38 protein-coding genes are annotated in these 17971 nt (G+C 68.8%); 2 read left to right on the top strand and 36 right to left on the bottom strand.

The genetic code is table 11. The annotated features are described in order from the left end of the window. Positions 1–5: 5 nt before the first annotated feature. From IEX37_RS00880 to IEX37_RS00795, 18 genes are all read right to left on the bottom strand, one after another. Positions 6–299, bottom strand: coding sequence for a hypothetical protein (locus IEX37_RS00880; RefSeq protein ID WP_229662990.1), 294 nt, complete (start codon positions 297–299; stop codon positions 6–8). A gap of 65 nt (positions 300–364) precedes the next feature. Continuing rightward, the gene (locus IEX37_RS00875; RefSeq protein ID WP_188754360.1) at positions 365–754 is read right to left on the bottom strand and encodes a hypothetical protein; all 390 of its coding nucleotides are present in this window, start codon (positions 752–754) and stop codon (positions 365–367) included. 83 nt (positions 755–837) lie between these two features. After that, positions 838–1425 carry a hypothetical protein gene (locus IEX37_RS00870; RefSeq protein WP_188754359.1) on the bottom strand — a complete coding sequence of 196 codons (588 nt, stop codon included), beginning with the start codon at positions 1423–1425 and terminating at the stop codon, positions 838–840. Positions 1426–1529: 104 nt separating this feature from the next. Continuing rightward, positions 1530–1949, bottom strand: coding sequence for a hypothetical protein (locus IEX37_RS00865; protein WP_188754358.1), 420 nt, complete (start codon positions 1947–1949; stop codon positions 1530–1532). Continuing rightward, positions 1946–2236: an HK97 gp10 family phage protein gene (locus IEX37_RS00860; protein ID WP_188754357.1), complete on the bottom strand. Its 291-nt coding sequence runs from the start codon at positions 2234–2236 to the stop codon at positions 1946–1948. The genes IEX37_RS00865 and IEX37_RS00860 overlap by 4 nt, the downstream gene beginning before the upstream one ends. A gap of 15 nt (positions 2237–2251) precedes the next feature. Next, the gene (locus IEX37_RS00855) at positions 2252–2605 is read right to left on the bottom strand and encodes a hypothetical protein (RefSeq protein WP_188754356.1); all 354 of its coding nucleotides are present in this window, start codon (positions 2603–2605) and stop codon (positions 2252–2254) included. Beyond that, complete coding sequence (locus IEX37_RS00850; RefSeq protein ID WP_188754355.1) at positions 2602–2961, bottom strand: hypothetical protein; 360 nt, start codon at positions 2959–2961, stop codon at positions 2602–2604. Before IEX37_RS00850 ends, IEX37_RS00855 begins: the two co-directional genes overlap by 4 nt. Before the next feature lie 19 nt (positions 2962–2980). Beyond that, entirely contained in the window at positions 2981–3319 is a 339-nt protein-coding gene (locus IEX37_RS00845; protein ID WP_188754354.1) for a hypothetical protein, read from the bottom strand. Then, entirely contained in the window at positions 3319–4233 is a 915-nt protein-coding gene (locus tag IEX37_RS00840; protein ID WP_229662989.1) for a phage major capsid protein, read from the bottom strand. The genes IEX37_RS00845 and IEX37_RS00840 overlap by 1 nt, the downstream gene beginning before the upstream one ends. Before the next feature lie 11 nt (positions 4234–4244). After that, positions 4245–4610: a capsid cement protein gene (locus IEX37_RS00835; protein WP_188754353.1), complete on the bottom strand. Its 366-nt coding sequence runs from the start codon at positions 4608–4610 to the stop codon at positions 4245–4247. Between the two features lies 1 nt (position 4611). Beyond that, on the bottom strand, positions 4612–5826 hold the full coding sequence (locus IEX37_RS00830) for a head maturation protease, ClpP-related (RefSeq protein ID WP_188754352.1): 1215 nt from the start codon (positions 5824–5826) through the stop codon (positions 4612–4614). Next, positions 5823–7256, bottom strand: a complete 1434-nt coding sequence (locus IEX37_RS00825) for a phage portal protein family protein (RefSeq protein ID WP_188754351.1) — start codon at positions 7254–7256, stop codon at positions 5823–5825. The genes IEX37_RS00830 and IEX37_RS00825 overlap by 4 nt, the downstream gene beginning before the upstream one ends. 14 nt (positions 7257–7270) lie before the next feature. Beyond that, the gene (locus IEX37_RS00820) at positions 7271–8866 is read right to left on the bottom strand and encodes a terminase large subunit domain-containing protein (protein ID WP_188754350.1); all 1596 of its coding nucleotides are present in this window, start codon (positions 8864–8866) and stop codon (positions 7271–7273) included. Continuing rightward, entirely contained in the window at positions 8808–9035 is a 228-nt protein-coding gene (locus tag IEX37_RS00815; RefSeq protein WP_188754349.1) for a hypothetical protein, read from the bottom strand. The genes IEX37_RS00820 and IEX37_RS00815 overlap by 59 nt, the downstream gene beginning before the upstream one ends. A gap of 628 nt (positions 9036–9663) precedes the next feature. Beyond that, complete coding sequence (locus IEX37_RS00810) at positions 9664–9804, bottom strand: hypothetical protein (RefSeq protein ID WP_188754348.1); 141 nt, start codon at positions 9802–9804, stop codon at positions 9664–9666. Beyond that, positions 9791–10009 (bottom strand): hypothetical protein, encoded by a 219-nt coding sequence (locus tag IEX37_RS00805; protein WP_188754347.1) that lies wholly within the window; start codon positions 10007–10009, stop codon positions 9791–9793. The genes IEX37_RS00810 and IEX37_RS00805 overlap by 14 nt, the downstream gene beginning before the upstream one ends. Before the next feature lie 3 nt (positions 10010–10012). Next, entirely contained in the window at positions 10013–10354 is a 342-nt protein-coding gene (locus IEX37_RS00800) for a hypothetical protein (protein WP_188754346.1), read from the bottom strand. Beyond that, positions 10351–10656, bottom strand: coding sequence for a hypothetical protein (locus IEX37_RS00795; RefSeq protein WP_188754345.1), 306 nt, complete (start codon positions 10654–10656; stop codon positions 10351–10353). Before IEX37_RS00795 ends, IEX37_RS00800 begins: the two co-directional genes overlap by 4 nt. Before the next feature lie 27 nt (positions 10657–10683). On the opposite strand from IEX37_RS00795, the gene IEX37_RS00790 reads away from it, so the two are divergent. Both IEX37_RS00790 and IEX37_RS00785 read left to right on the top strand, forming a co-directional pair. Further along, entirely contained in the window at positions 10684–11079 is a 396-nt protein-coding gene (locus IEX37_RS00790; RefSeq protein WP_188754344.1) for a hypothetical protein, read from the top strand. Positions 11080–11242: 163 nt separating this feature from the next. Next, complete coding sequence (locus IEX37_RS00785) at positions 11243–11527, top strand: hypothetical protein (RefSeq protein WP_188754343.1); 285 nt, start codon at positions 11243–11245, stop codon at positions 11525–11527. On the opposite strand, the gene IEX37_RS00780 is transcribed toward IEX37_RS00785, so the two are convergent. The 18 genes from IEX37_RS00780 to IEX37_RS00695 all read right to left on the bottom strand — a co-directional run bounded on the left by IEX37_RS00780 (position 11505) and on the right by IEX37_RS00695 (position 17948). Then, on the bottom strand, positions 11505–11753 hold the full coding sequence (locus IEX37_RS00780) for a hypothetical protein (RefSeq protein WP_188754342.1): 249 nt from the start codon (positions 11751–11753) through the stop codon (positions 11505–11507). The genes IEX37_RS00785 and IEX37_RS00780 overlap by 23 nt on opposite strands. Then, complete coding sequence (locus IEX37_RS00775) at positions 11746–11919, bottom strand: hypothetical protein (protein WP_188754341.1); 174 nt, start codon at positions 11917–11919, stop codon at positions 11746–11748. Before IEX37_RS00775 ends, IEX37_RS00780 begins: the two co-directional genes overlap by 8 nt. Further along, on the bottom strand, positions 11906–12403 hold the full coding sequence (locus IEX37_RS00770; RefSeq protein ID WP_188754340.1) for a hypothetical protein: 498 nt from the start codon (positions 12401–12403) through the stop codon (positions 11906–11908). The genes IEX37_RS00775 and IEX37_RS00770 overlap by 14 nt, the downstream gene beginning before the upstream one ends. Beyond that, positions 12403–12567: a formate dehydrogenase subunit delta gene (locus IEX37_RS00765; RefSeq protein ID WP_188754339.1), complete on the bottom strand. Its 165-nt coding sequence runs from the start codon at positions 12565–12567 to the stop codon at positions 12403–12405. The genes IEX37_RS00770 and IEX37_RS00765 overlap by 1 nt, the downstream gene beginning before the upstream one ends. Next, the gene (locus IEX37_RS00760; protein WP_188754338.1) at positions 12564–12998 is read right to left on the bottom strand and encodes a hypothetical protein; all 435 of its coding nucleotides are present in this window, start codon (positions 12996–12998) and stop codon (positions 12564–12566) included. Before IEX37_RS00760 ends, IEX37_RS00765 begins: the two co-directional genes overlap by 4 nt. Beyond that, positions 12991–13482 carry an HNH endonuclease gene (locus tag IEX37_RS00755; protein WP_188754337.1) on the bottom strand — a complete coding sequence of 164 codons (492 nt, stop codon included), beginning with the start codon at positions 13480–13482 and terminating at the stop codon, positions 12991–12993. Before IEX37_RS00755 ends, IEX37_RS00760 begins: the two co-directional genes overlap by 8 nt. Beyond that, positions 13479–13688: a hypothetical protein gene (locus tag IEX37_RS00750; RefSeq protein WP_188754336.1), complete on the bottom strand. Its 210-nt coding sequence runs from the start codon at positions 13686–13688 to the stop codon at positions 13479–13481. The genes IEX37_RS00755 and IEX37_RS00750 overlap by 4 nt, the downstream gene beginning before the upstream one ends. Then, positions 13685–14023: a hypothetical protein gene (locus IEX37_RS00745; RefSeq protein WP_188754335.1), complete on the bottom strand. Its 339-nt coding sequence runs from the start codon at positions 14021–14023 to the stop codon at positions 13685–13687. The genes IEX37_RS00750 and IEX37_RS00745 overlap by 4 nt, the downstream gene beginning before the upstream one ends. Beyond that, positions 14020–14310 carry a hypothetical protein gene (locus IEX37_RS00740; protein ID WP_188754334.1) on the bottom strand — a complete coding sequence of 97 codons (291 nt, stop codon included), beginning with the start codon at positions 14308–14310 and terminating at the stop codon, positions 14020–14022. The genes IEX37_RS00745 and IEX37_RS00740 overlap by 4 nt, the downstream gene beginning before the upstream one ends. Then, entirely contained in the window at positions 14307–14459 is a 153-nt protein-coding gene (locus IEX37_RS00735) for a hypothetical protein (RefSeq protein WP_188754333.1), read from the bottom strand. Before IEX37_RS00735 ends, IEX37_RS00740 begins: the two co-directional genes overlap by 4 nt. A 58-nt stretch (positions 14460–14517) precedes the next feature. Beyond that, on the bottom strand, positions 14518–15165 hold the full coding sequence (locus IEX37_RS00730; protein ID WP_188754332.1) for a hypothetical protein: 648 nt from the start codon (positions 15163–15165) through the stop codon (positions 14518–14520). Further along, a complete protein-coding gene (locus IEX37_RS00725) occupies positions 15162–16241 on the bottom strand; it encodes a hypothetical protein (protein WP_188754331.1) in 1080 nt (359 codons plus the stop codon). Before IEX37_RS00725 ends, IEX37_RS00730 begins: the two co-directional genes overlap by 4 nt. 208 nt (positions 16242–16449) lie before the next feature. Next, the gene (locus tag IEX37_RS00720) at positions 16450–16653 is read right to left on the bottom strand and encodes a hypothetical protein (protein ID WP_188754330.1); all 204 of its coding nucleotides are present in this window, start codon (positions 16651–16653) and stop codon (positions 16450–16452) included. Then, positions 16650–17072: a hypothetical protein gene (locus IEX37_RS00715; protein ID WP_188754329.1), complete on the bottom strand. Its 423-nt coding sequence runs from the start codon at positions 17070–17072 to the stop codon at positions 16650–16652. The genes IEX37_RS00720 and IEX37_RS00715 overlap by 4 nt, the downstream gene beginning before the upstream one ends. Further along, on the bottom strand, positions 17072–17308 hold the full coding sequence (locus IEX37_RS00710) for a hypothetical protein (RefSeq protein WP_188754328.1): 237 nt from the start codon (positions 17306–17308) through the stop codon (positions 17072–17074). Before IEX37_RS00710 ends, IEX37_RS00715 begins: the two co-directional genes overlap by 1 nt. After that, the gene (locus IEX37_RS00705) at positions 17292–17591 is read right to left on the bottom strand and encodes a hypothetical protein (protein WP_188754327.1); all 300 of its coding nucleotides are present in this window, start codon (positions 17589–17591) and stop codon (positions 17292–17294) included. Before IEX37_RS00705 ends, IEX37_RS00710 begins: the two co-directional genes overlap by 17 nt. After that, positions 17588–17815 carry a hypothetical protein gene (locus IEX37_RS00700; RefSeq protein ID WP_188754326.1) on the bottom strand — a complete coding sequence of 76 codons (228 nt, stop codon included), beginning with the start codon at positions 17813–17815 and terminating at the stop codon, positions 17588–17590. Before IEX37_RS00700 ends, IEX37_RS00705 begins: the two co-directional genes overlap by 4 nt. Next, on the bottom strand, positions 17799–17948 hold the full coding sequence (locus IEX37_RS00695) for a hypothetical protein (RefSeq protein WP_188754325.1): 150 nt from the start codon (positions 17946–17948) through the stop codon (positions 17799–17801). Before IEX37_RS00695 ends, IEX37_RS00700 begins: the two co-directional genes overlap by 17 nt. Between the last annotated feature and the right edge of the window lie 23 nt (positions 17949–17971).

Genomic DNA, 17971 nt, shown 5'->3' with positions numbered 1-17971 from the left:
TCCCGTCAGTTGGCGAAGACGATGCCCGCCTCAAGCTCGGCTTCCGCGGCCGCGACCTCGTCAGGCGTTGCCGTCTCCTTCGGCCGCCGCGGATTCTCCATCGCCCACGGCATGACCCGCTTCGACGCCTTCGCGTCGCCGATCTGCGCGATCAGCCCCAGCAAGGCCGGCATCGACGCCGGATACGCCCAGCCAGCGAGCTCCGCGCCGAACGCGGTCGACGGGTCGGCGGCGGCTTCCTCGATGAGGAGCTTCGCCTCACCCCAGGTGACGGCGTCACCCAGATCCGAGAGCCCCACGCCGAAGGTCTCGCGCAGAGTGCGCGCTACGGTCCCGCGGTGCTCCCGGATGGTCTGGGCGACGCTCAGGATTCCGGGCGGTTCGCTCCCTGGATTCGCTGCAGCACGTCGAAGTACTTCGTAGCCATCTGGGCGACGTCCGAGATGTCCTGTCGGCTCAGCGCGCTCACGTTCTCCTCGCCGCCGACCACCTTGATCAGGGCACGGAACTGGTCGATCTCGTTCTCGTGCTCGGCCTGCAGCGCGTCAACATCGTTGAGGCTCAGCGCGAGCGACGCCTTCACGATGGTTCCGTCGAAGAAGCGACCGACGAACGTGCGCTCGACGATGATGTACTTCACCTCGGGCGCGATCGCCGCGATCGCCTTCTCCTCGTCCTCCGGCGTCCACGCGTCGAAGTCGTACTCCTCCACCGGCGCTTCGGGCTTCGCCGTCTTCGGGGATCGTGCGGCCATGGTGGCCCTCCAATCGGGATTGTCGGGTTCGGGTTAGAGGCTGGCCGGGGCGACCCGATAGCACCCCGGCCAGCCGGTCTGCGTCAGGCGTCGGCGTCCACCGACTCACCGGGGGCAGCGGGACCCCACTGCCAGAACGGGGCGCCGTTGAACAGGTCGTCCTCCTGCCAGGTGAACGTCACCGCCTGGCCCTCCACCTCGCCGCGGGTCTGCTGGTCGGCCTCCACCGCCGTGACCGACGCGACACCGATCTGGCGCTTCTCCTTGCCGCCGCGGTACTTCGTGACGACGAGCAGGATGAACCGGTTGTCCGGCAGCGACGAGGACACCTCGATGACGCCGTTCTCGTCCGGCTCGGCGCCCTCGATGAGCTGCTGCACGGCGGCGTTCTGCTCCGCGAGGTTGATCACCACGGAGCGCGTGCCATCGCCCGCGAGCGTGTAGCCCTTCTGGAAGAACTCGATCGGGTCGCCCGATTCACGAGCCGGTGCGGGGCCACCATCGACCTTGTACAGGCCGAGGCGCTTGTAGACGGCGGGCAGCACGAGCGGGCTCGCACCGAGTTCCGCCTTCGCGATCACGTTCTCCGCATCGACCGGCGCGTACGCGGCCATGCCCGTGATCGGGACACCAACGGCCTCGAGGTCGTTGCCCTGGTTGTCGGCAGCCATTGCTTCTCCTTCGCATGACAAAAGCCCCGCTCATCACGGGGCCGGATATGGGTGGGAGCGGTCACGTCGGCTGCCGACGCATCCGCGGTATCGGGTTCAGCGGCTCACCAGGAGCCCACGACCGTGTACCCAGCGGTCATGTACCGGCGGGCCACGTCGAGTTCGTCAGCAACGGCATACGGGCCGTTGCACCCGCTCGGGTCCACTGCCGCGATCGGGCAGCCCTCCACGAGCGGAAGATCCAGGTCGAACAACACTCCAGCCAGCCAGCGCGCGAGGTCGTTCGCCGGCTTGTCGTTCTGCTTCGATCCCGCGAGCACCGACGCGCCGATGGAACGGTCGAACGTCACGTGCGACAGGCGGGAACCGGAGTCGTCACGGATCACGATGAGCGGCCGTGTGAGCGGCGCAGACAGGTTCGCCGGCTCCTTGTTGCTGACCGTCACGTTGTGCCCGTCAGCGGCCGCCTGCGCCCGGACGTAGCTGGTCAGCCAGAGTTCGAGGTCCGGGGGCGTGACCCTCACGACTTCGCCGCCTTCAGCGCCCGGGCGAGGTTGCCCGTCTTCGACTCGATCAGCAGCGTCTTCGGATCGTGCCCGACGACCCGGTACACGCGCCGGTAGCGGGACTCTCGCACCACCACCCGGATCTGGTCGCGATACGACCCTGTGTCCACCGGGGCTGTGCTGCGGGCCACGCCCGCGGCGCGCTCGGCGGCGTCCTTCGTCAGAGCATCGACACCCGCCGACTTCATGATGTTGTCGAAGTAGACGTCGTTGAAGTCGACCGACGTCTGGTCCCTGTAAGCCATGCGACACCTCCCCGGTCAGCCGACCGCGCGGGTCAGCGGGATCTCCCGCTCCGGGGTCCATCCCGTGAACGGGTGAGTGTCCGACGCCGGCGGGATGCCATCGATCGTGTAGATCGCACCGTCCTCGCCGTCGCGGATCTTGTCGCCCTTGCGCACGTCCGCCGGCCCGCAGTACAGCGACTTCGCCTCGAGCGCCTGCGACCGAGTCGCGCCGCCCAGCATCGACGTCGAGGTGTGCGCGACGAACGCGCCCTCGATGGGCTGCACGTCCGGTTCGGACCAGTCCTCGCCGATCTGCTCCTGCGAGTAGGGGTCGAGGATCGGCTTCGCGCGAAGGCGGTACACCGTCTTGCCGAACGGGAAGCTCATCCGTACCGCTCCGGCCACAGGCGGGCGATGGGGCGTTCATTCGGGAACGACCCGACCGGCAGCCCCGCGGCGGACGATGCGCCGCACAGCGCCCGCAGGGCGCGGCGGGGCTGCCCGTCGAACGCCGACGCGATGTCGGCGTACTCGACCCGCGCGGGCCCGATGGCCTGCGACTTGATGAGGTGCGACCCCCGCGCGGCCGCGGTCTTGTAGACGCGGCGCAGGATCGCGATCGCGTCCTTCTGCTGCTCCGACCCGTCCGGGAACGAGTCGAGGCAGGGGGCGATGTCGCGACCGATGATGAGCACCTCGCGAGCGAGGTCCTCATCGGACCCGATCTGGTCGTGCGTGATCACGGCACCGCCCCCCTTCTCGTTACTTCTTCGGCTTGCCGACGAGACCGACCGACTGGGCGTGCTTCACGCCCTCCTCGGTGAACTCGTCACCGACCGGCGCGCCGCGGTACACGTACCGCTCGCCACCGGACTTCAGCGGCAGAACGGCCACCGGGCCGATGACCTGCAGCTGCGACGCGGCCTTCTTCGCCGCTTCGAGGCGTGCGCGCTCGGCGTCAGCCGCCGCCTGCTCAGCCGCGGCCTTATCCTCGGCGGCCTTCTTGGCCGCGACGTCCTGCTCGGCCGCGGCCGATGCCTGCGAATCGGCTGCCGCCTTCTGAGCGGTGGCCTTCTGCTCGGCAGTCTGCGCGGCGGCCATCAGAGGCCCGTCCCCACGAGCTGGACGCCGGCCAGCGGCTCGGTCACCACCGGAACGGTGACGCGGCGGCCGCGGACCTTGTAGCCCTCGGTGTCGTCGTCACGGATCGACTTGACCTCGACGCCGAAGGCGCCGGCCGAGACGTAGCCGGGGCCCCCGAGCTTCTCGTCGGCCATGCCGCCGAGGTTGTCGCGGTCCACCAGCAGCGGGTTCGCGCCCTGGAAGTGCGGCGTGGTCGCCCACGTCACACCGAGCGCGTTGACCGGCAGGTTGCCCTGGATGGCCGTCTCGCCCGACTCGCGCGGCAGCGCCTTGTCGTCGATGAGCATGCCGATGACCTTCGCGTACTGCGACGGGCGCAGCACGACCGTGTCGAGCTCGAAGCCGAGCCCGAGGTCAGCACGCTCCGCCTGGATCGTCAGCAGCGACTCGACGGCCGCGCCGGCCGAGTCCCACGCGCCCGAGTTGAAGGTGCTGGACACGCGCGACGCGATCACCGCCATGGCGACCGAGTCCACGAAGCGGATGATCGTGTTGCTGACGCGGAGGATGCCGCGGTCGACCGGGGTGCGTCCCTGACGAGCGATCTTCTCGTCCGAGATGATCGTGTCGAGGCCCCACTTGTCGGTCTTCGCCGAGACGACCGTGCCGTCCTCGAGCACGACCGTGGGGTACTCGCCGAGCGGCGCGACGGCCTCCGGGTCGTCCGCCGCGAAGACGGGCTCACCGGTCTCGTAGAAGATGCCGCCGCCGGTCGCGTCGAACCGGCCCTGCAGCAGGTAGTCCGCGATGAAGCGCATCTTCGTGATGTCGGCGACTCGTCGGGCGATGAGTCGCGGATTCGCGAGGAACAGGTGAAGCTGCTCCTTGGTGAGCGTCCCCGTAGGGTGCGCCACCGGGTAGGTGAAAGACACGTCATCTCCTCTCAGATGAACAGGACGTCGATGACGTCGTCGTTGGCGGTGGCGGCCGCGAGGGCCAGGCCGATGGGGTTGGTGCCGTCGCCGACCGTCGCGATCTTCCCGTCCGCGGCGGAGATGACGGATGCGCCGGCCGCGATCGCACCGGCCGCGGTCAGTCGGTGGACGCCGCCGGCGCGGGTGAACACGGTGACGCGCTCCCCCGACTTGGCGTCGAAGCCGGCAACACCGACCACCGCCGCCGAGTCGGCATCAGCGGGTCCGACCGTGCGATCGCCGGTCACGGCCACGAGACGGCCACCGGTGACGTCAGCGGAGGCGGTGAAGGTGACTGCCTCGCCGGGCTTGAACTTGGGCAGGTAGTCAGCCATGTCAGGCCTCCTTCTCGTTCGAGCCGTACACCTGGGCGTACAGCGCGTCGTCAGCGCTCGTGAGCGTGTCGGAGTGGCCGACCTCGTCGACCGGCACGGCGGCGCTCTTCGGCAGCGAGGCGAGGATCGCGGCGATCCCGTCCTCGTCCTTGTCCAGCTGGGCGCGCCAGCTGTCCTTCGAGGCGGCGGCGATGCGGCCCTCCTTCAGCGCGGTAGCGACGATCGCGTCGCGACGCTGCGCGTCGATGGACTCCTTCGCCTGGCGGCCCGCGTTCGCGTCGCGCTGCAGCTGCTCGAACGCAGCCTTGTCGACGACGATCGCGCCCTCGGGCACAGCGTTGTTGACGACAGTCGCCGTCGGGGCTTCGGCCTGCTCCTCGAGCGCCTGGTCGAGCGCTGCGAGCAGCGTCTCGTCCGAGGCGTCGGCATCGGTCACGCCGAGCCGCTCACGGAGACCAGCCTTGATGGTGTCGCTCACGGTGAGCTCCTCCTTCTGGTTGGGGTCACCCGGCTCGGACGAGCTCGGGAGCTTCGCGGAACCCGCGCGAACGGCGGCGCGGCGGCCGTCCGATCGTGCGAACACCGACAGGTCGAACTTCGCCTTGGCCGAGGCGGCGTCACCGACGCCCTCGATCCGGTCGGCGAGCTTCTCCTGCACCGCCTGCTCGGCGGTGAGGAACCAGTCCTTGTCCATCTCGGCGAGCCAGTGGTCGACGGTGTCGCCCGTCTTCGCCGCGTAGACGCTCGCGATGTTCCGGTCGCAGTGCTGCTCGAGGTCGTCCGCGACTGCTCGAAGGTCCGCCGCGTCGCCGATGACGATGCCCCACGCGTTGTGGATGTACAGCTCGCTGTTGCGCATCATCACCAGCTCGTCGCACGACGCAGCGATGAACGACGCCGACGACGCAGCGATGCCCTCGACGATCGCGACCGTGCGCGCCGAGTGTGCGCGCAGGGTGTTCATGATCGCGATGCCCTCCCACACCTCGCCGCCCGGCGAGTTGATCAGGAGGCGGATCTCGCTCGTGTCCTCGGGCAGCTCGTCGAGCGCTCGCGCGAATTCCTTCGCGGACACACCCCACGGGCCACCCCAGCTGTCGATCGGGTCGTACAGCCGGATCGTCGCCACCGGTCCCGCCGTCTTGCTCGACGGCAGCTCGGCTCGGATCGGTGCTCGCTCGCCCTCAGCACGGCCGAGCGGTCGGAACGGATTCATGCGGCCTCCTCGGGCTGGTTGTTCGGCAGACGGCTGACATCCGGCCCGTCGCCGGTGAGGTCAGCCCCAGCGAGCCTGATCAGCTCGCGTGCCTCGTCTTGTCGGAGCGGGACCTTGTCGGTGGCGAGGTAGACCTTCTGCGCGACCTCCGCCGCCGCCCGCGCGTTCTCGGCGCCCGTTGCGCCGGCGTCCGAGCCGCTGATGAGTTCCTCGACCGGCAGGCCGAACATGTCTCGCACGTATGCACGCAGCCCTTCGTCGACCACGACTGCGCCGCATTCGATGAGGGCTCGGATGGATTCGGCCGTCACCGCCTGCTGCTCGCCGATCGCCGCCGGCACGAGCCGCGGTGCGGGCTCGTTGGGGCCCCAGTTCAGGTCGACCAGGTCCTCGATCACGTGCTGCTGGGTCACGTCCGCGATGTGCTGCGCGACGGCGTTCAGCGAGTCCGTGAAGAAGTTCGCGAACGTCGATCCGAGGGCCCACGATCCCGTCTCGGTGCCGAGGTTCAGGAAGTGCGCGAGCACGGCGCGGGCGATCTGCTCGTCGTAGTAGCGGATCGGCTTGTCCGTGTCCGGCAGCCGACCCGTCACCCCGATCAGCTCGAGCTTCGCCTTCGGCGGGATCGACGCGCCCGCGGCCTCACCGGCCCGGAAGTTCTTCGTGAGCTCGAGCCCGGCGTCCTTCTCCGACGCGAGCCACCGCTCCCGTTCCTCACCCTCGATGCCCTCGGGCAGCTCGGCGCCCGTGTAGACGGGCATGCCGAGGCCGTTGCGCTCGGCGGTCAGTGCCTGGATGCGCAGCACCCGATCCTTGAGGAGCCACATCTTGTACGCCGAGCGGAGAAGCGACTCGCCCAGCCAGTTCGCGCCCTCGCGCTCGTTCACGTACGCCACGAGACGGTCGACCGGGATCCGCACGTCCCCCCTGCCTGCGGTGCCGTGCTGGCGGATCGCGACCAGGCCGCCGTCCTTCGCGACGTCGATCTCGGAGATCGTGCGTGGGGGGCGCCACGCGAGCTTCGTGAGGTGCGCCCGCCCGCCCGCCTGGTCGTAGACCTGCTCGAAGAACGAGTGGCCGTAGACGAGCTCCAGCAGCGCCAGCCGCAGGTGCTCCTTCCACGAGAACCGGCCCTTGGTGCGCAGCGGCGCGACCGGCGCCCGGCCCTTCACCGGAAGCCCGAGGTCGGCGGCCACGAGGTCGATGACCTCGGGCCGGCACCCAGCGCCGTCGATCGCCCACTCGGTGCGCATGATCGGCAGCGTCACCGCGCGGAGCACCGACTTCACCTGCGGATCCTCGCGACGCATCCGATCGAACACGTCGATCGACTTCGGCCACTGCAGATCCGGGTTCGTCTCGTGCGTCTCAGCGACGAGCGTCCCCCACGTGACGAGTCCCGCGTCAGCCTGGTATCCGATCTCAGGCACGTCCACCTCCTCGTCTAGAACCGCGCGTGCGCGAGGTTCGCTTCGTCTCGGGCGACGTCGTCGCGGGTGATGGCCTGCGCCTTCGGAGGCGGTGGCGGTGGCGGCTTCTTCGGAGACGCCTCGGACTTGAGCACGCCCCACAGCGCCCACGTGACCGCCTGCGCCTGGGTCACGGGCTTCGTCTTGTCCGACTGCTCCCAGGTGACACCAGCGCGGCCGATGTTTCGCGTCGTGGCTAACTCGAGGGACTTTGTCACCTCTGGCTGATCCCGATGCGGGACCATCCCGGCGTTGACGTACTCGATGAACAGGGTGTGCGCCGCGGCGATCTCGTCGAGGTTCATCGCCAGGTACTTGATGCCTGCCTGATCGAGCGAGGAAAGCACAGCGGCCGCGTTCTTCGGGTCGAGGACCACCAACGCGTTGCCGAGCTCGGCCTTGAGCTCCTTCAGGTCGTCGGCCACCCAGAGCGTGCCGCGCGCCGTCTTGTGGTGTTCGACCGCGATCGCGTCGGTATCGACCCGGACCGCCTTGCCGATCGTGGCGAACCCGCCGCCACGACCGAGCGCCAGCGACAGCACGACGCCGTCACCGACCACCGCGGCGTCCTCCCTGGCGTGCCGCTTCCAGACGTCGAGGTCGAGCTCGGACAGCTTCGCCGCAGCCTCCGGTCGCCGGCTCGGCCAGATCGACAGACGCTGGCGCCGGTACGAGTCCTTCGACATGCGCCCATCGACGCCGGGCTCGCCACGCTCGTCGGCGATCTGCTGGAGCGTCAGGCCGGGGCGATACCCCAGGCCGGGGTTGCCTGCGGCCGCGACCTCGTTGGAGTAGATGTCAATCTTCTCCGCGAGCTCCGGATCGTCCGATCCCTCCGGGTTGAACTCCATCCACCCGGTACGAGGGCTGTTGCCGGCACGTCCACGATCGCGGACGCCTTCCCAGTACTCGGCGTCGTTGAGCTCGTCCGGGACCGTCCCGAAGAACAACACCTGCGTGTTCTCCACCGATGACATGGTCGGGAGCAGAGCGTCCATGGCCGGGATGGAGGCTTCCTGAGCCTCGTCGACCACGAGGTCGTCGATCGTGAAGCCGACGCCGCTGTTGCGCGAGCGCGCGAGGTACAGCAGCCGATTCCCGTTCGCGAGCTCGAAGCCCTCCTCACCGTGAGCCGTGCGGATCCCTCGGGACCCTCCACGCAGCTCGCCCATGAGCAGCGCGGAACTCTCGATGATGAACCGCATCCGGCGGAACATCTCCTGCGCGGTCTTGAACTGGTGCGCCGTGTACACGATCGTCCGCGGCGACCCATCCGGCTTCGGCCAGAGGAACAGCTTCGCCAGGCAGAACGCCGTGATGATGTCGCCCTTGCCGTTCTGCCGCGCGACGAGCTCGCCCCACTCCGTGCAGGACCACATGCCGAACGAATCGATCGACAAGATCCCGTCTAGCGACAGCTCCTGCCACGGGTCCAGCTCGCGGCCAGCGACCGTCCACAGATCGAGCGCGTCCTCCACGAGCGTCCCCGCGCGCGGCGGAAGGGTGTAGAGCCTAGGCTCCTGCAGCCCTCGCAGCACGTGCCGCTCGAGCTTCGGCGAGTTGGTCGGCAAGCGTGACCCCCTTCACCTGCCCATTGCCCTGAATCTCCGCGATCTCCCGCACCGTCTCCCGCTGCTCCCGCATCAGCAGATACGCGCGCGCTGGGTTCGACTGGCGAAGCGCCGGCAGCAGCTTCCGCTGCTCCTCGAGCAGCTCCTTCAGCACCTCGAGTCGGGACACATGCCCGTCCTCCGTCGTCGGAGTCGGCGCAGGAGGCTCCGGCGGTGGCGGCGGTTCCGCTTGTCGCGCTACCCGCGCTGACGCCGACGTCGACCGCGCCGCGTCGTGTTCACGCTGCGCAACACGGCAGGCGTCGTCCACCGGCTCCTGCATCCGCAGATGCCGCTTGTACGCGGTGTACGTGCCACACGGAGCCTTCGCTCGGGGCATCAGGGCACCTCCGAACTGGTGTGGCCCGACAACTGGTGCGGAGCACCAATCCGTGCGGGGAGAAACGCGCCAGGACGGCGCGGGAGGTTGGCAGCGACCGGGAGTCCCTGAATTTTCTGGGCGCGGTCAGGGACGCTTGGCTCGCCAGGGATGGTCCTTGGGGACGCGGAAGACTCGAGGACGGGTGACGAGCTCCCTGTGTCCGTTACGTCGGCGGGTCCGGGCCCGGCCTTCACGGTCGGGACATGGTCCGATACCGACTAGCCATCGACCTGCTATGACGTACACGGGGTCGCGGGTAAGCAGGCGCTTGAGCCCCTGTCCCTCGATGGATCCGGGGCCGGTGATAGCCGCGACGAGGCGGCCATTCTCCGGGCTGTAGGCGTGGCGCTTGATCATCGGGTATCTCCCCAGTCGGTCAGCGGTTTACGAGCACCGAGATGATGGTGCCGATGCTCACCCCGACGCCTATCCCTGAGACGAAGACGGAGGTGAACGCGAGGTGCAGGTGCGCCATGGGACGTTGCCGCGTCTCGGTCGCGGCGTTACGGCGTGCCATGCTCGCGCCCCATCGTCCAGGTGGCCCAGGCCATGCGGAGGAAGGCCAGGGCGAGGCCACGTCGCCACCGTCGGGCGCTGAGCGTGATGCCTGCGCCGTTGCCGGTGGCGTGCAGGTCGGTCGTGACGGTGCCGACCTCGGTCGGTTCACTGTCGCCGGTGGCGACGAGGATGCGGGTCGTGAGGGTTCCAGCGATGGCGGCCACGGGTCACTCTCCCTTGTGGGTGGCGATGGACGGCAGGACGTGCGGGAGGAGCGTCTCCCGGTCCTCGGGTGTGAGGCTGGGCGCGTCCCACAGCTCATCGGCGGTGATGCCGCGTGCAGCGTGCAGGCTCCGAGGCGTGACCACGGCGACGGGCTCGATGCCGGCCGCGCGCGCTTCGTCGTTACCTGCCTGCTTCGTCGGGGCCAGCACGATGATGCGACGGCGCGGGTCTGGGACGACGTCCACTTGCTCCGGCTCGCTCGGCTGGCCGGAGTCGGGCACGGTCGTGGTCGTGTCGGGGGCGCCCTCAGCGATGACGACGTCCACCTTGTGGATGGTGTTCACGATGCCTCCCAGATCTCGACGGGTGCGTGGTTGCTCTTGCGGGCGTTGCAGTCGCGGTGCATCGGGACGAGCACCTGACCGACGAGCTTGCCGCCGTTGGCGATCGCCTCGTCGTGGTCTGCGGTGAAGCTGCGGCGGTGCGTCGACGGCAGGTCGGGGTCGATCTGCTCTCCGCATCCCCAGCCAGACCGGGAGCCGTACCCGCACGGCAGCTTCTCGACCTTCGTGCGCCGCTTCAGGGCGGCCTGCTGGCGCCGGTAGGCGCGGTGCCCCTTCCCGTCGCGGATCGGGTGGCTGCCCATATCGTCTCGCTCCCCTACTCTCGGAACGTGCTCGCCTTCCTCGCCGCCATCGTCCCGATTCTGGGCTCCCTCTACAGCGGCGCTTCGTTCCTGCTCGAGCACGCTGCCCTGCGTCGAGAGCGTCGGATTCGAGAGCATGTGCAGAAGTTGGCGTACGCGCGCCTAACTGACGCTGAGGCGCGGTCAGCCGTGCGGTCACGACTGGAACCCGGAGTGTTCCACAGTCCGTACGACGAGGTTCACGAGTTGCAGGTGACGCTCCTCAAGGCGCACGGCCTGGAGCGCGCTCCTTCGCTCTCCGAGGCGGACATAGCGTTGGCGATGTCAGGAGCGCCGGCCTCGCAGGCGGAGCGGAGGAGGCAGACCGTGTTACTGGTGACGGCCACCATCGGCGTCGTCCTGCTCGCGTTCGACGCTATGTGAAACTGGTCGGCCGGCCGAGCGGGAGAGTGCTCGAACCGGCCGACCAGACACGTTGCATGCCCCTGCCGCAGGATCATCCGACTCTGACGTTAGGGGCGGTCAACGAGAGCGGGTCAAACGCGACACGCCGAGAGTGTCGCACGACGCCGATAGCATCCGGCGCATGGTCTCCTTGCTCGTCTCCATGTACGTCGTGTCGGCGGCGCTGCCGCTGTTCGGTCTGATTCGTCTCGCGTTGGGTGCCCACGAGGGGCTTGCGGAGTTGCGGCGGGCTTCCCCTCTCGCGGATGGTTCGAACGGGTCCCGCGCTCAGATGAACGCGATGGTGGGACCGTTGGCTGACTTCCTGCTCTCCCGTCCGCGGGCGGCCCTGGTTGACCTCGCGTTGATCGGGGTCGGGCTGGTGGTCGGGGCGACGGCGAGCATCATGTCGCTGTTCGTCGGGTGACGGAGTCTTCGTGCTGTGCGTACGGGTCGATCGACACACCGCAGTCCACGCACCAGCGGCGGAGCGTGGTGCCGTCGTAGGTGCTGATCTCGTCGAGGTCGTGTCCCTCGTGGGATGCGGCGTCCCGGGGTATGCGCTCGCGGACCAACTCCCGGTACTGCCGGTCCCACCACTCCGGGGTCTGGTCGAGCTCGGCGCGGATAGGCGCGGGGACCGGGTCAGGCACGGTTGTCTCCCTTCTCGACTTCGATAGCCTGCGCCTCCACATAGTCGGCGAGCCGCCACACCCGGCGGCGCAGGATCGACACCTCGAGCGCCCGGCGTGGGCCAGTCTCCCGGGGCGTTGCCAGGGCCTCCCGGAGGCCGGCGAGCACCACGTCAGCGTTCACCATGCGTGGCACGGTCGTCTCCCTTCTCGGTGAGCGCTGCCCGCGCTGCGCGGAACGCGAGCGTCTGCACGACCTGCTGCGGCAGTGGCTCAGGGTGCGGGCGCACCTTCGCCTTCTTGACGACCTCCACCCGGCCGTTCTCGTCCACCGTCCAGACGCCGCAGTCCCAGGTGTCGAGCTGGTGCATCCCGTAGTTGCCGCCGATCTGGTCGTGCAGGCTCTTCGGCACGGCGAAGACGAACCTGTTCACGACAGCAACCCACGGCGCGCGCTTTCGGTACGTGTCCCGCTTCCAGTCCGCGAGCGACACCTTCACCTCGATCGCCGTGCGTTGCAGGCTCCTGACCATCAGCGCGTCAATCCGACGAATCGGCTTCGCCTCTGCCCTCCGCTCGTCCCACAGGTGGTCGTGGATGACGACCTCGGGCACGACCGCCGCGTCCGGGTGGGCACGGCGGATCGCGTCGAGGATGAACTGCGCGTCCATCACTCGCCCCCGTCCTCAGCGAGCGCGGCTTCCAGAGCGGCGCGCATGCGCGGGCGGTTCCGCTCCTTGACGTGCTCCGCGACCGACTCGTACGCGCCGGCATGAGTCACGGACTCGAACCACGACGCCAGTGCCCGCTCTACCGCCTCGTCGGTGATCTTCACGACTCGCTCCTCTCTCGGATGTCGAACGCGGCGATCAGGGTGTCAGCGACGCCTTCCCACGTGGTCACGCACTCGGTGCACCCACACTCGTAGTCGGCGTCGTTCTCGCCGTTCTCGTATCGGCACCCGTCCCGTCCACAGATCGATCCTGAGTACGACCGCCACAGCTCGTGGGCGAGCGCCTCGGGGGTCACCGTCTCCCTTGTGACGGGAGAGGCCGGTGGGTCGTCAGCACGCACGAGACGATGCACGCGACCTCGGGCCGACGCGAACGCGAACTCCTCACGCGTCAGCACCCCCTCGGGGCAGTAGATCGACCCGTCCTCCATCACCCGCACGATCTCGGTCGTCGCGGTCTGCGGATGGATCACCTCGTACCAGCCTGTACCGCTGTTCGCCTCGGCGCGGGCCTCCTGAGCAAGATCAGACATGACTACCTCCGTGCTGGTTGGTGCGGTGGCGCGCGAGGTTCCGTGCGCTGAAACTCCCGCCGCATTCCGGGCATGTGGCGCGCGCGGTCCAGGCCGCTCGGCGGCACTCTCGGCAGGCACGCCCATTGCCGGAAGGGTTCTTCGTCACGATGGTGTTCTCGGGCGTGAACTCATGACCGTTCTTGCAGTGCGTCTTGCGGGCGTTCAGGGCAGACAGTCCCTCGCCGCGAAGCACGTTCTCACCGTTCGTCACGACCTCCATGTGCGCCGGGTTTACGCACAGCCGGATCCGGCACAGGTGGTCGATCACCATGCCATCCGGGACCGGGCCGTTCACCGTCTCCCAGGCGAACCGATGCGCGCCGATCATCTGCCGCTTTGTGATGGCGAAGCGGCCGTACCCGTAGGTCGTCGCCGCCGTCCAGAGCCAGCAGTCGCCAGACTTGTCAACCTTCGACCAGAAGCGCGCCTCGATGTCGGTCATGACTCGTTCCCCTCTGTCAGACGGCTCTCGTATGTGTGTCCGCCCGGTCGGTGTGCATTCAGCCACGCGACCTGCGTGTCCGCGTCGAGGATGCTCGTGCCCTCGATCAGCACGAATCCGTCATCACGCACCACGTCCCACCGCTCAGGCTCGTAGTTAGCGGGCGTCTCGCCCCACTGGTCATAGGTCGGCGGTGTCCAGCTCATGCTCCCTGCTCCTTCCCCTGCGCCCTGATCCGGGCGGCGATGGCGTCACGGATGAGGCGGGCGACAGCTCCGAGCGGGGCCGGGTGCGTCTCCGCGATCTGTGCGGCCTTCTCGCGCTCATCGTCGCGGGCAATGGCGATCATCCGGTCTATGTCACGCCCCGCTTCCCTCAGTGCCTCGGCACGGACGGCCTCGTTATGCGCGGCCAGCCAGCGGTCGAACTCGGCGCGCTTGGCGGCGCGGTTCGACTCGACGTGGCTGTCGTGTCCCGTCCAGCCGTGCGCCTCGCGCACCTCGTCCAGGCTCGGCGTGTACGGCTGCTCGATGTCGGTCACAGTCCCTCCTCCGGGTCGATGTCTTTCCGCCAGTCCCCTCGACCTGGCAGTTCTTCCTCGTCGATCTCCACCTGTGTCTCCTTCTGCTTCGCCTTGAGTCGGGCCTGGTGAATCGGGTCTGCGAGGAGTCGTCCGCGCCACCATGCGAGGAGCACTTCCTCGTCGACGACGCGGCGGCCGCGGTCGTCGAACGTCATGGGCATGCCGCGTGCTTTCCAGCGTCGAATCGTGCGGCGGGACCGGCTTACTCGCTTCGCTGCCTGCCGGTAGTTGAGCCAGACGGTCATGGCGACACCTGCCGTGGCTTCCCGGCTCTCTGTGCCAGCTCGAAGGCGCTGATGCCGTCCCCGTCGAACGCGCGGTACCAGAAACCGAGATAGGCCGACTTCTGCCATGCGTGCCCGTACTCGTCGATGATCACGGCGCGGTCTGGCATGGCTTCAAGCTCCCGGTGCGTGCGCGCGAGCCGCGGGTTTTCAGCGGGTGTCTGTCGCTCATGTCGGCTTCCGTTCGTACTGCTGCCCGCACCGCGAGCACCGCCCCACGGGGAGCGCCGGCCCGATCCCGCCCGGTACGTCCATCCAGTCGATGAGCACGGCGACCTCCCCGCACACGTGGCACGGGCGAGGGCGAGCGCTGCGGGCCCTCGGCGCGGCCTGCCACCGGGCGCGGGACTTCCGCACCAGGGCGAACAGGTGCTCTTCCGAGTCCTGCAAGCCCGTTTCCGCGGCGATCAGCGTCTCCCGGTCCACCAACCAGGCGACGACCTCGAACGCGTCCGAGCGGGCCTTCCTGGCGTCGGCGGCGGCGCGGATGCCCTGCACCTGGCCGGCGCGCCACCAGGACGCGCGGAGCACATGCGGTGGGTGCTCCCCCAGCAGTTCCGCGACCTCGAGCGTGTACGCCGCCAGTGCACCCCAGAGGTCGTCGGCGTCGTCCACCGCGTCGATGCTGAACGGCACCGGCGCCTCCCTCGACGAGCTCGTTCGTTCCTTGCCGTAGCGGGCCGAGTCCGACGAGATCCGCGGTGTCGAATCGCGCATCAGTTCGAGCAGTCCCGGCACGTGGTCGAGGTGCCACTCGTAGCGCTTGGTCCATGCCGTCCATGCGGGGTCGAGGGCGAGGGTCGTGGGGATCGTCATGCTGCTCCCTTGTCCCGAAGCTCGTTCTGGTCCCAAGCGGCCAGGCCGAGCTCCTCACGGATGCGGAGGACCGTCCTCGGGTTCACCCGGATCGTCTCGGCGACGCGCGCGTCGGACCACCGCTCAACGTGCAGGCGCCGCACGCACTCGCGGCGCTCCTCCGGCGTCAGACGGACGCTTTCGCCGGCGAGGGCGAGCTCGACGGCGGTTTCATCGATGACTCCGTCCTCGTCAGGGACAGGAGGCTCGATGTCGTTGTCGATGTCGTCCCACGCCAGAGGCGGCAGCCATCGGCGTCCCTTCGCGAACCGGAGAGACCGGGAGTAGGCGATCTTGTCCCGCCACGAATCGCGCGGCGGCAGCGTCGACCAGAGCTCGTCGAACAGTGCGGCGACCTTCCGATGCAGCGCAACGGTGACCTGTGTGCGCTTCATCACGGAGGTGAAGTTCGACGGCTCGATTCCGAGCCGGATCGCCAGTTTCGACTGCGACCATCCGATCGCGACGAGCGCCTGCAGACGGCGGTGCGTGCCGCGAGCGGGGATCTTCGCGCCGGCGGCCAGGGCGCTCAGGTCGGGCTTGACGGCGAGGATGCGCTCGGCGTTTTCGCGCTTGATCCGCTTCGGGATCTCGCCCTTGCGCGGCCCCGGGTCCTGTCGGCCCCAGATGATGTTCCTGACGGGCGTGACGCCGACACCAGAGAGACGAGCGACCCGCTTGTAGCCGATGCCGAACTCGCCCAGCATCAGCAGGTGCTCGCGCACCGGCTCCGCATCGACCAGGCCTGTGTCGAACCGGCCGTACGCCTTCAGCTTCGCGCGCCGCTGATCGGTTTCGGCGCGGTGCTCGCTGCACGGCGTACACCGGCACTGGTGCAGGTTGTAGCAGACCAGCGACGCGGCGTGCTTGTGCTCCGGCGGGCAGATCTTCGGGTCCTTCACGCGCGGCGGCAGCTTCTGGTGCTGGCCGAGCGTGCCGGCCTTCCACGCGGCCTGATAGTGGGCGCGGCAGAGCCTCCGCGCAACGGACCGCGCCTCGCATCCCGCGTGCGTGCATACCCTCGGGCCCGCGCTCATTCCGCACCTGCCGCGACGTCGGCCGCGCGAGCGGCGAGGCAGTCCGCGCACTTCACCTGCGCCCAGTCGGACACGACCCGGCGCCCGTTCCTGCCGCAGTACGAAAGGCCCGCGCGGCGAGGCATCGGCGCGCACACCCGGTGAGCGTCCGGAGTGGACTTCGGCTGCGGCTTCCACGCGTCCCGCGACTGCTTGATCGGTCCGGCGCTCATGGCGTCTCGTCCACATGCTCGAGCGCGAGAGCGAGCGACCCGTGCGCGTCCAAGGCTTCGTAGAGCGCGCTGAACGCTTCCTCGGTGGTGTCCGGGTCGATGGTGCCTCGTGCACGCTTGCCGAGGTAGTCGAGCATCAGCTCCGACGCGGCGTCCGCGACTGCTTCTTGCGCCTTCACGAGCGCATCCCGCGTGCTCATGACTCGATCGCGTTCTGGTTCGACACGTAGAGCGCGTACATCGTCTGGCCGCGGCCGTCGACCATGTACGGCAGCATCACCTCGTCGAGCGTCGCGAGCTGCGCGTCGATGAGCGCGGCCTGCGCCTCGAGCCAGTCTTTCGCGATCCGCCACGCCACCCGCGCCGCGTGCTCCGGCGTGCGGTACTTCGGCTGCACTCGATCAGCCTCGAGGGCCGCGAGCACTCCGGACGTCCGCACCGGGAGCTCGAAGTCCCGAGGGCCGTACGCCGTGCGCATGGTGAAGCCGAGGCCCGCCGGCGTCCCGTCGTCATCGAACAGCGTCGAGATGCGCGTGACGCCGCGGCGCGCGAGCGCTCCGGTGATCTCGCCCATCGTTTTCTCGACGCTGATCGTCGTCGTGTAGTCCTTGATCGGCATCAGCCGACCTCCCCTGCCATGTCCACGTCGAACCCGTGCCGCATCACGTCCCGCGAGAAGTCCTGCTTCAGCGCGGCACGTGCCTCCGCCGCCGCTTCGATGAGCTCGTGCGCGAGTCGCTCGGCCTCGTCGATCGCGAGGTCCGTCTTCTTCCGATCCGTCGTCAACAGGACGCGGTACTCGTCCGTGATCTCGACCTCCGCGATCGTGATCCGAAGTTCAGCCGTGATCGCCACGAGACACCTCCTGCACCCGCAGAGCGTCGGCCGCGGCCGGATACTCCCTCCGGAGGTACCGCAGCACTTCATCGGGGTACGCGCTGTTGATCGGACCCCCGCCGATGCCTCCCAGCGCAATCAGGTTCGCGATGCGCTGCTGCTCAACAAGCGCGAGCGTCGCCTGCGTGTGCGCGATGTGGGCCGCGGCGCTGGCTGCTGCCGAGATCCCCGCCGCCAGCAGATCCCCGGCCCTCCCGAGATTCGTCCACGCCTCCTTGGCAGCGTCGATCCGCTCGCTCATGCTCCTTCTCCGTCCAGTCCGAGGCCAGCGCGGATCTCCGCGCGCAGCCGGTTCATCCGCGCGACCCGCTCCCGCGCCACATCAGTCGTCGCCCGGCTCCCCGGATCGTGATCCAGCGCCGACGCGCCGAGCTTCAGCACCGCGATCCGGTTCGCCAGGCGCAGCTCCGCCGCGACGTCGTCGATCGCGTCGACCATCCGGCGGCCCTTACTGCCCGTGGCCACGGAACACCTCCCGAGCCTTCTTCCCGTCGCCCAGCGAACGGATAGCCGCCACCGAGACCACCAGCGCCAGCACGGCCACCACGACAGCGAGCGCGAGCGCCGCCACCCAGCCGAAGATCTCCCACGGATTCATGTCTCTCCCTTGCTTCCTGTCTT

Origin of the sequence: Microbacterium album (genome assembly GCF_014643695.1) — a bacterium.
Taxonomy (GTDB): Bacteria; Actinomycetota; Actinomycetes; order Actinomycetales; family Microbacteriaceae; genus Microbacterium; species Microbacterium album.
Note: the sequence above shows the minus strand (reverse complement) of the source record. Positions and strands in the feature narration are given on the sequence as shown.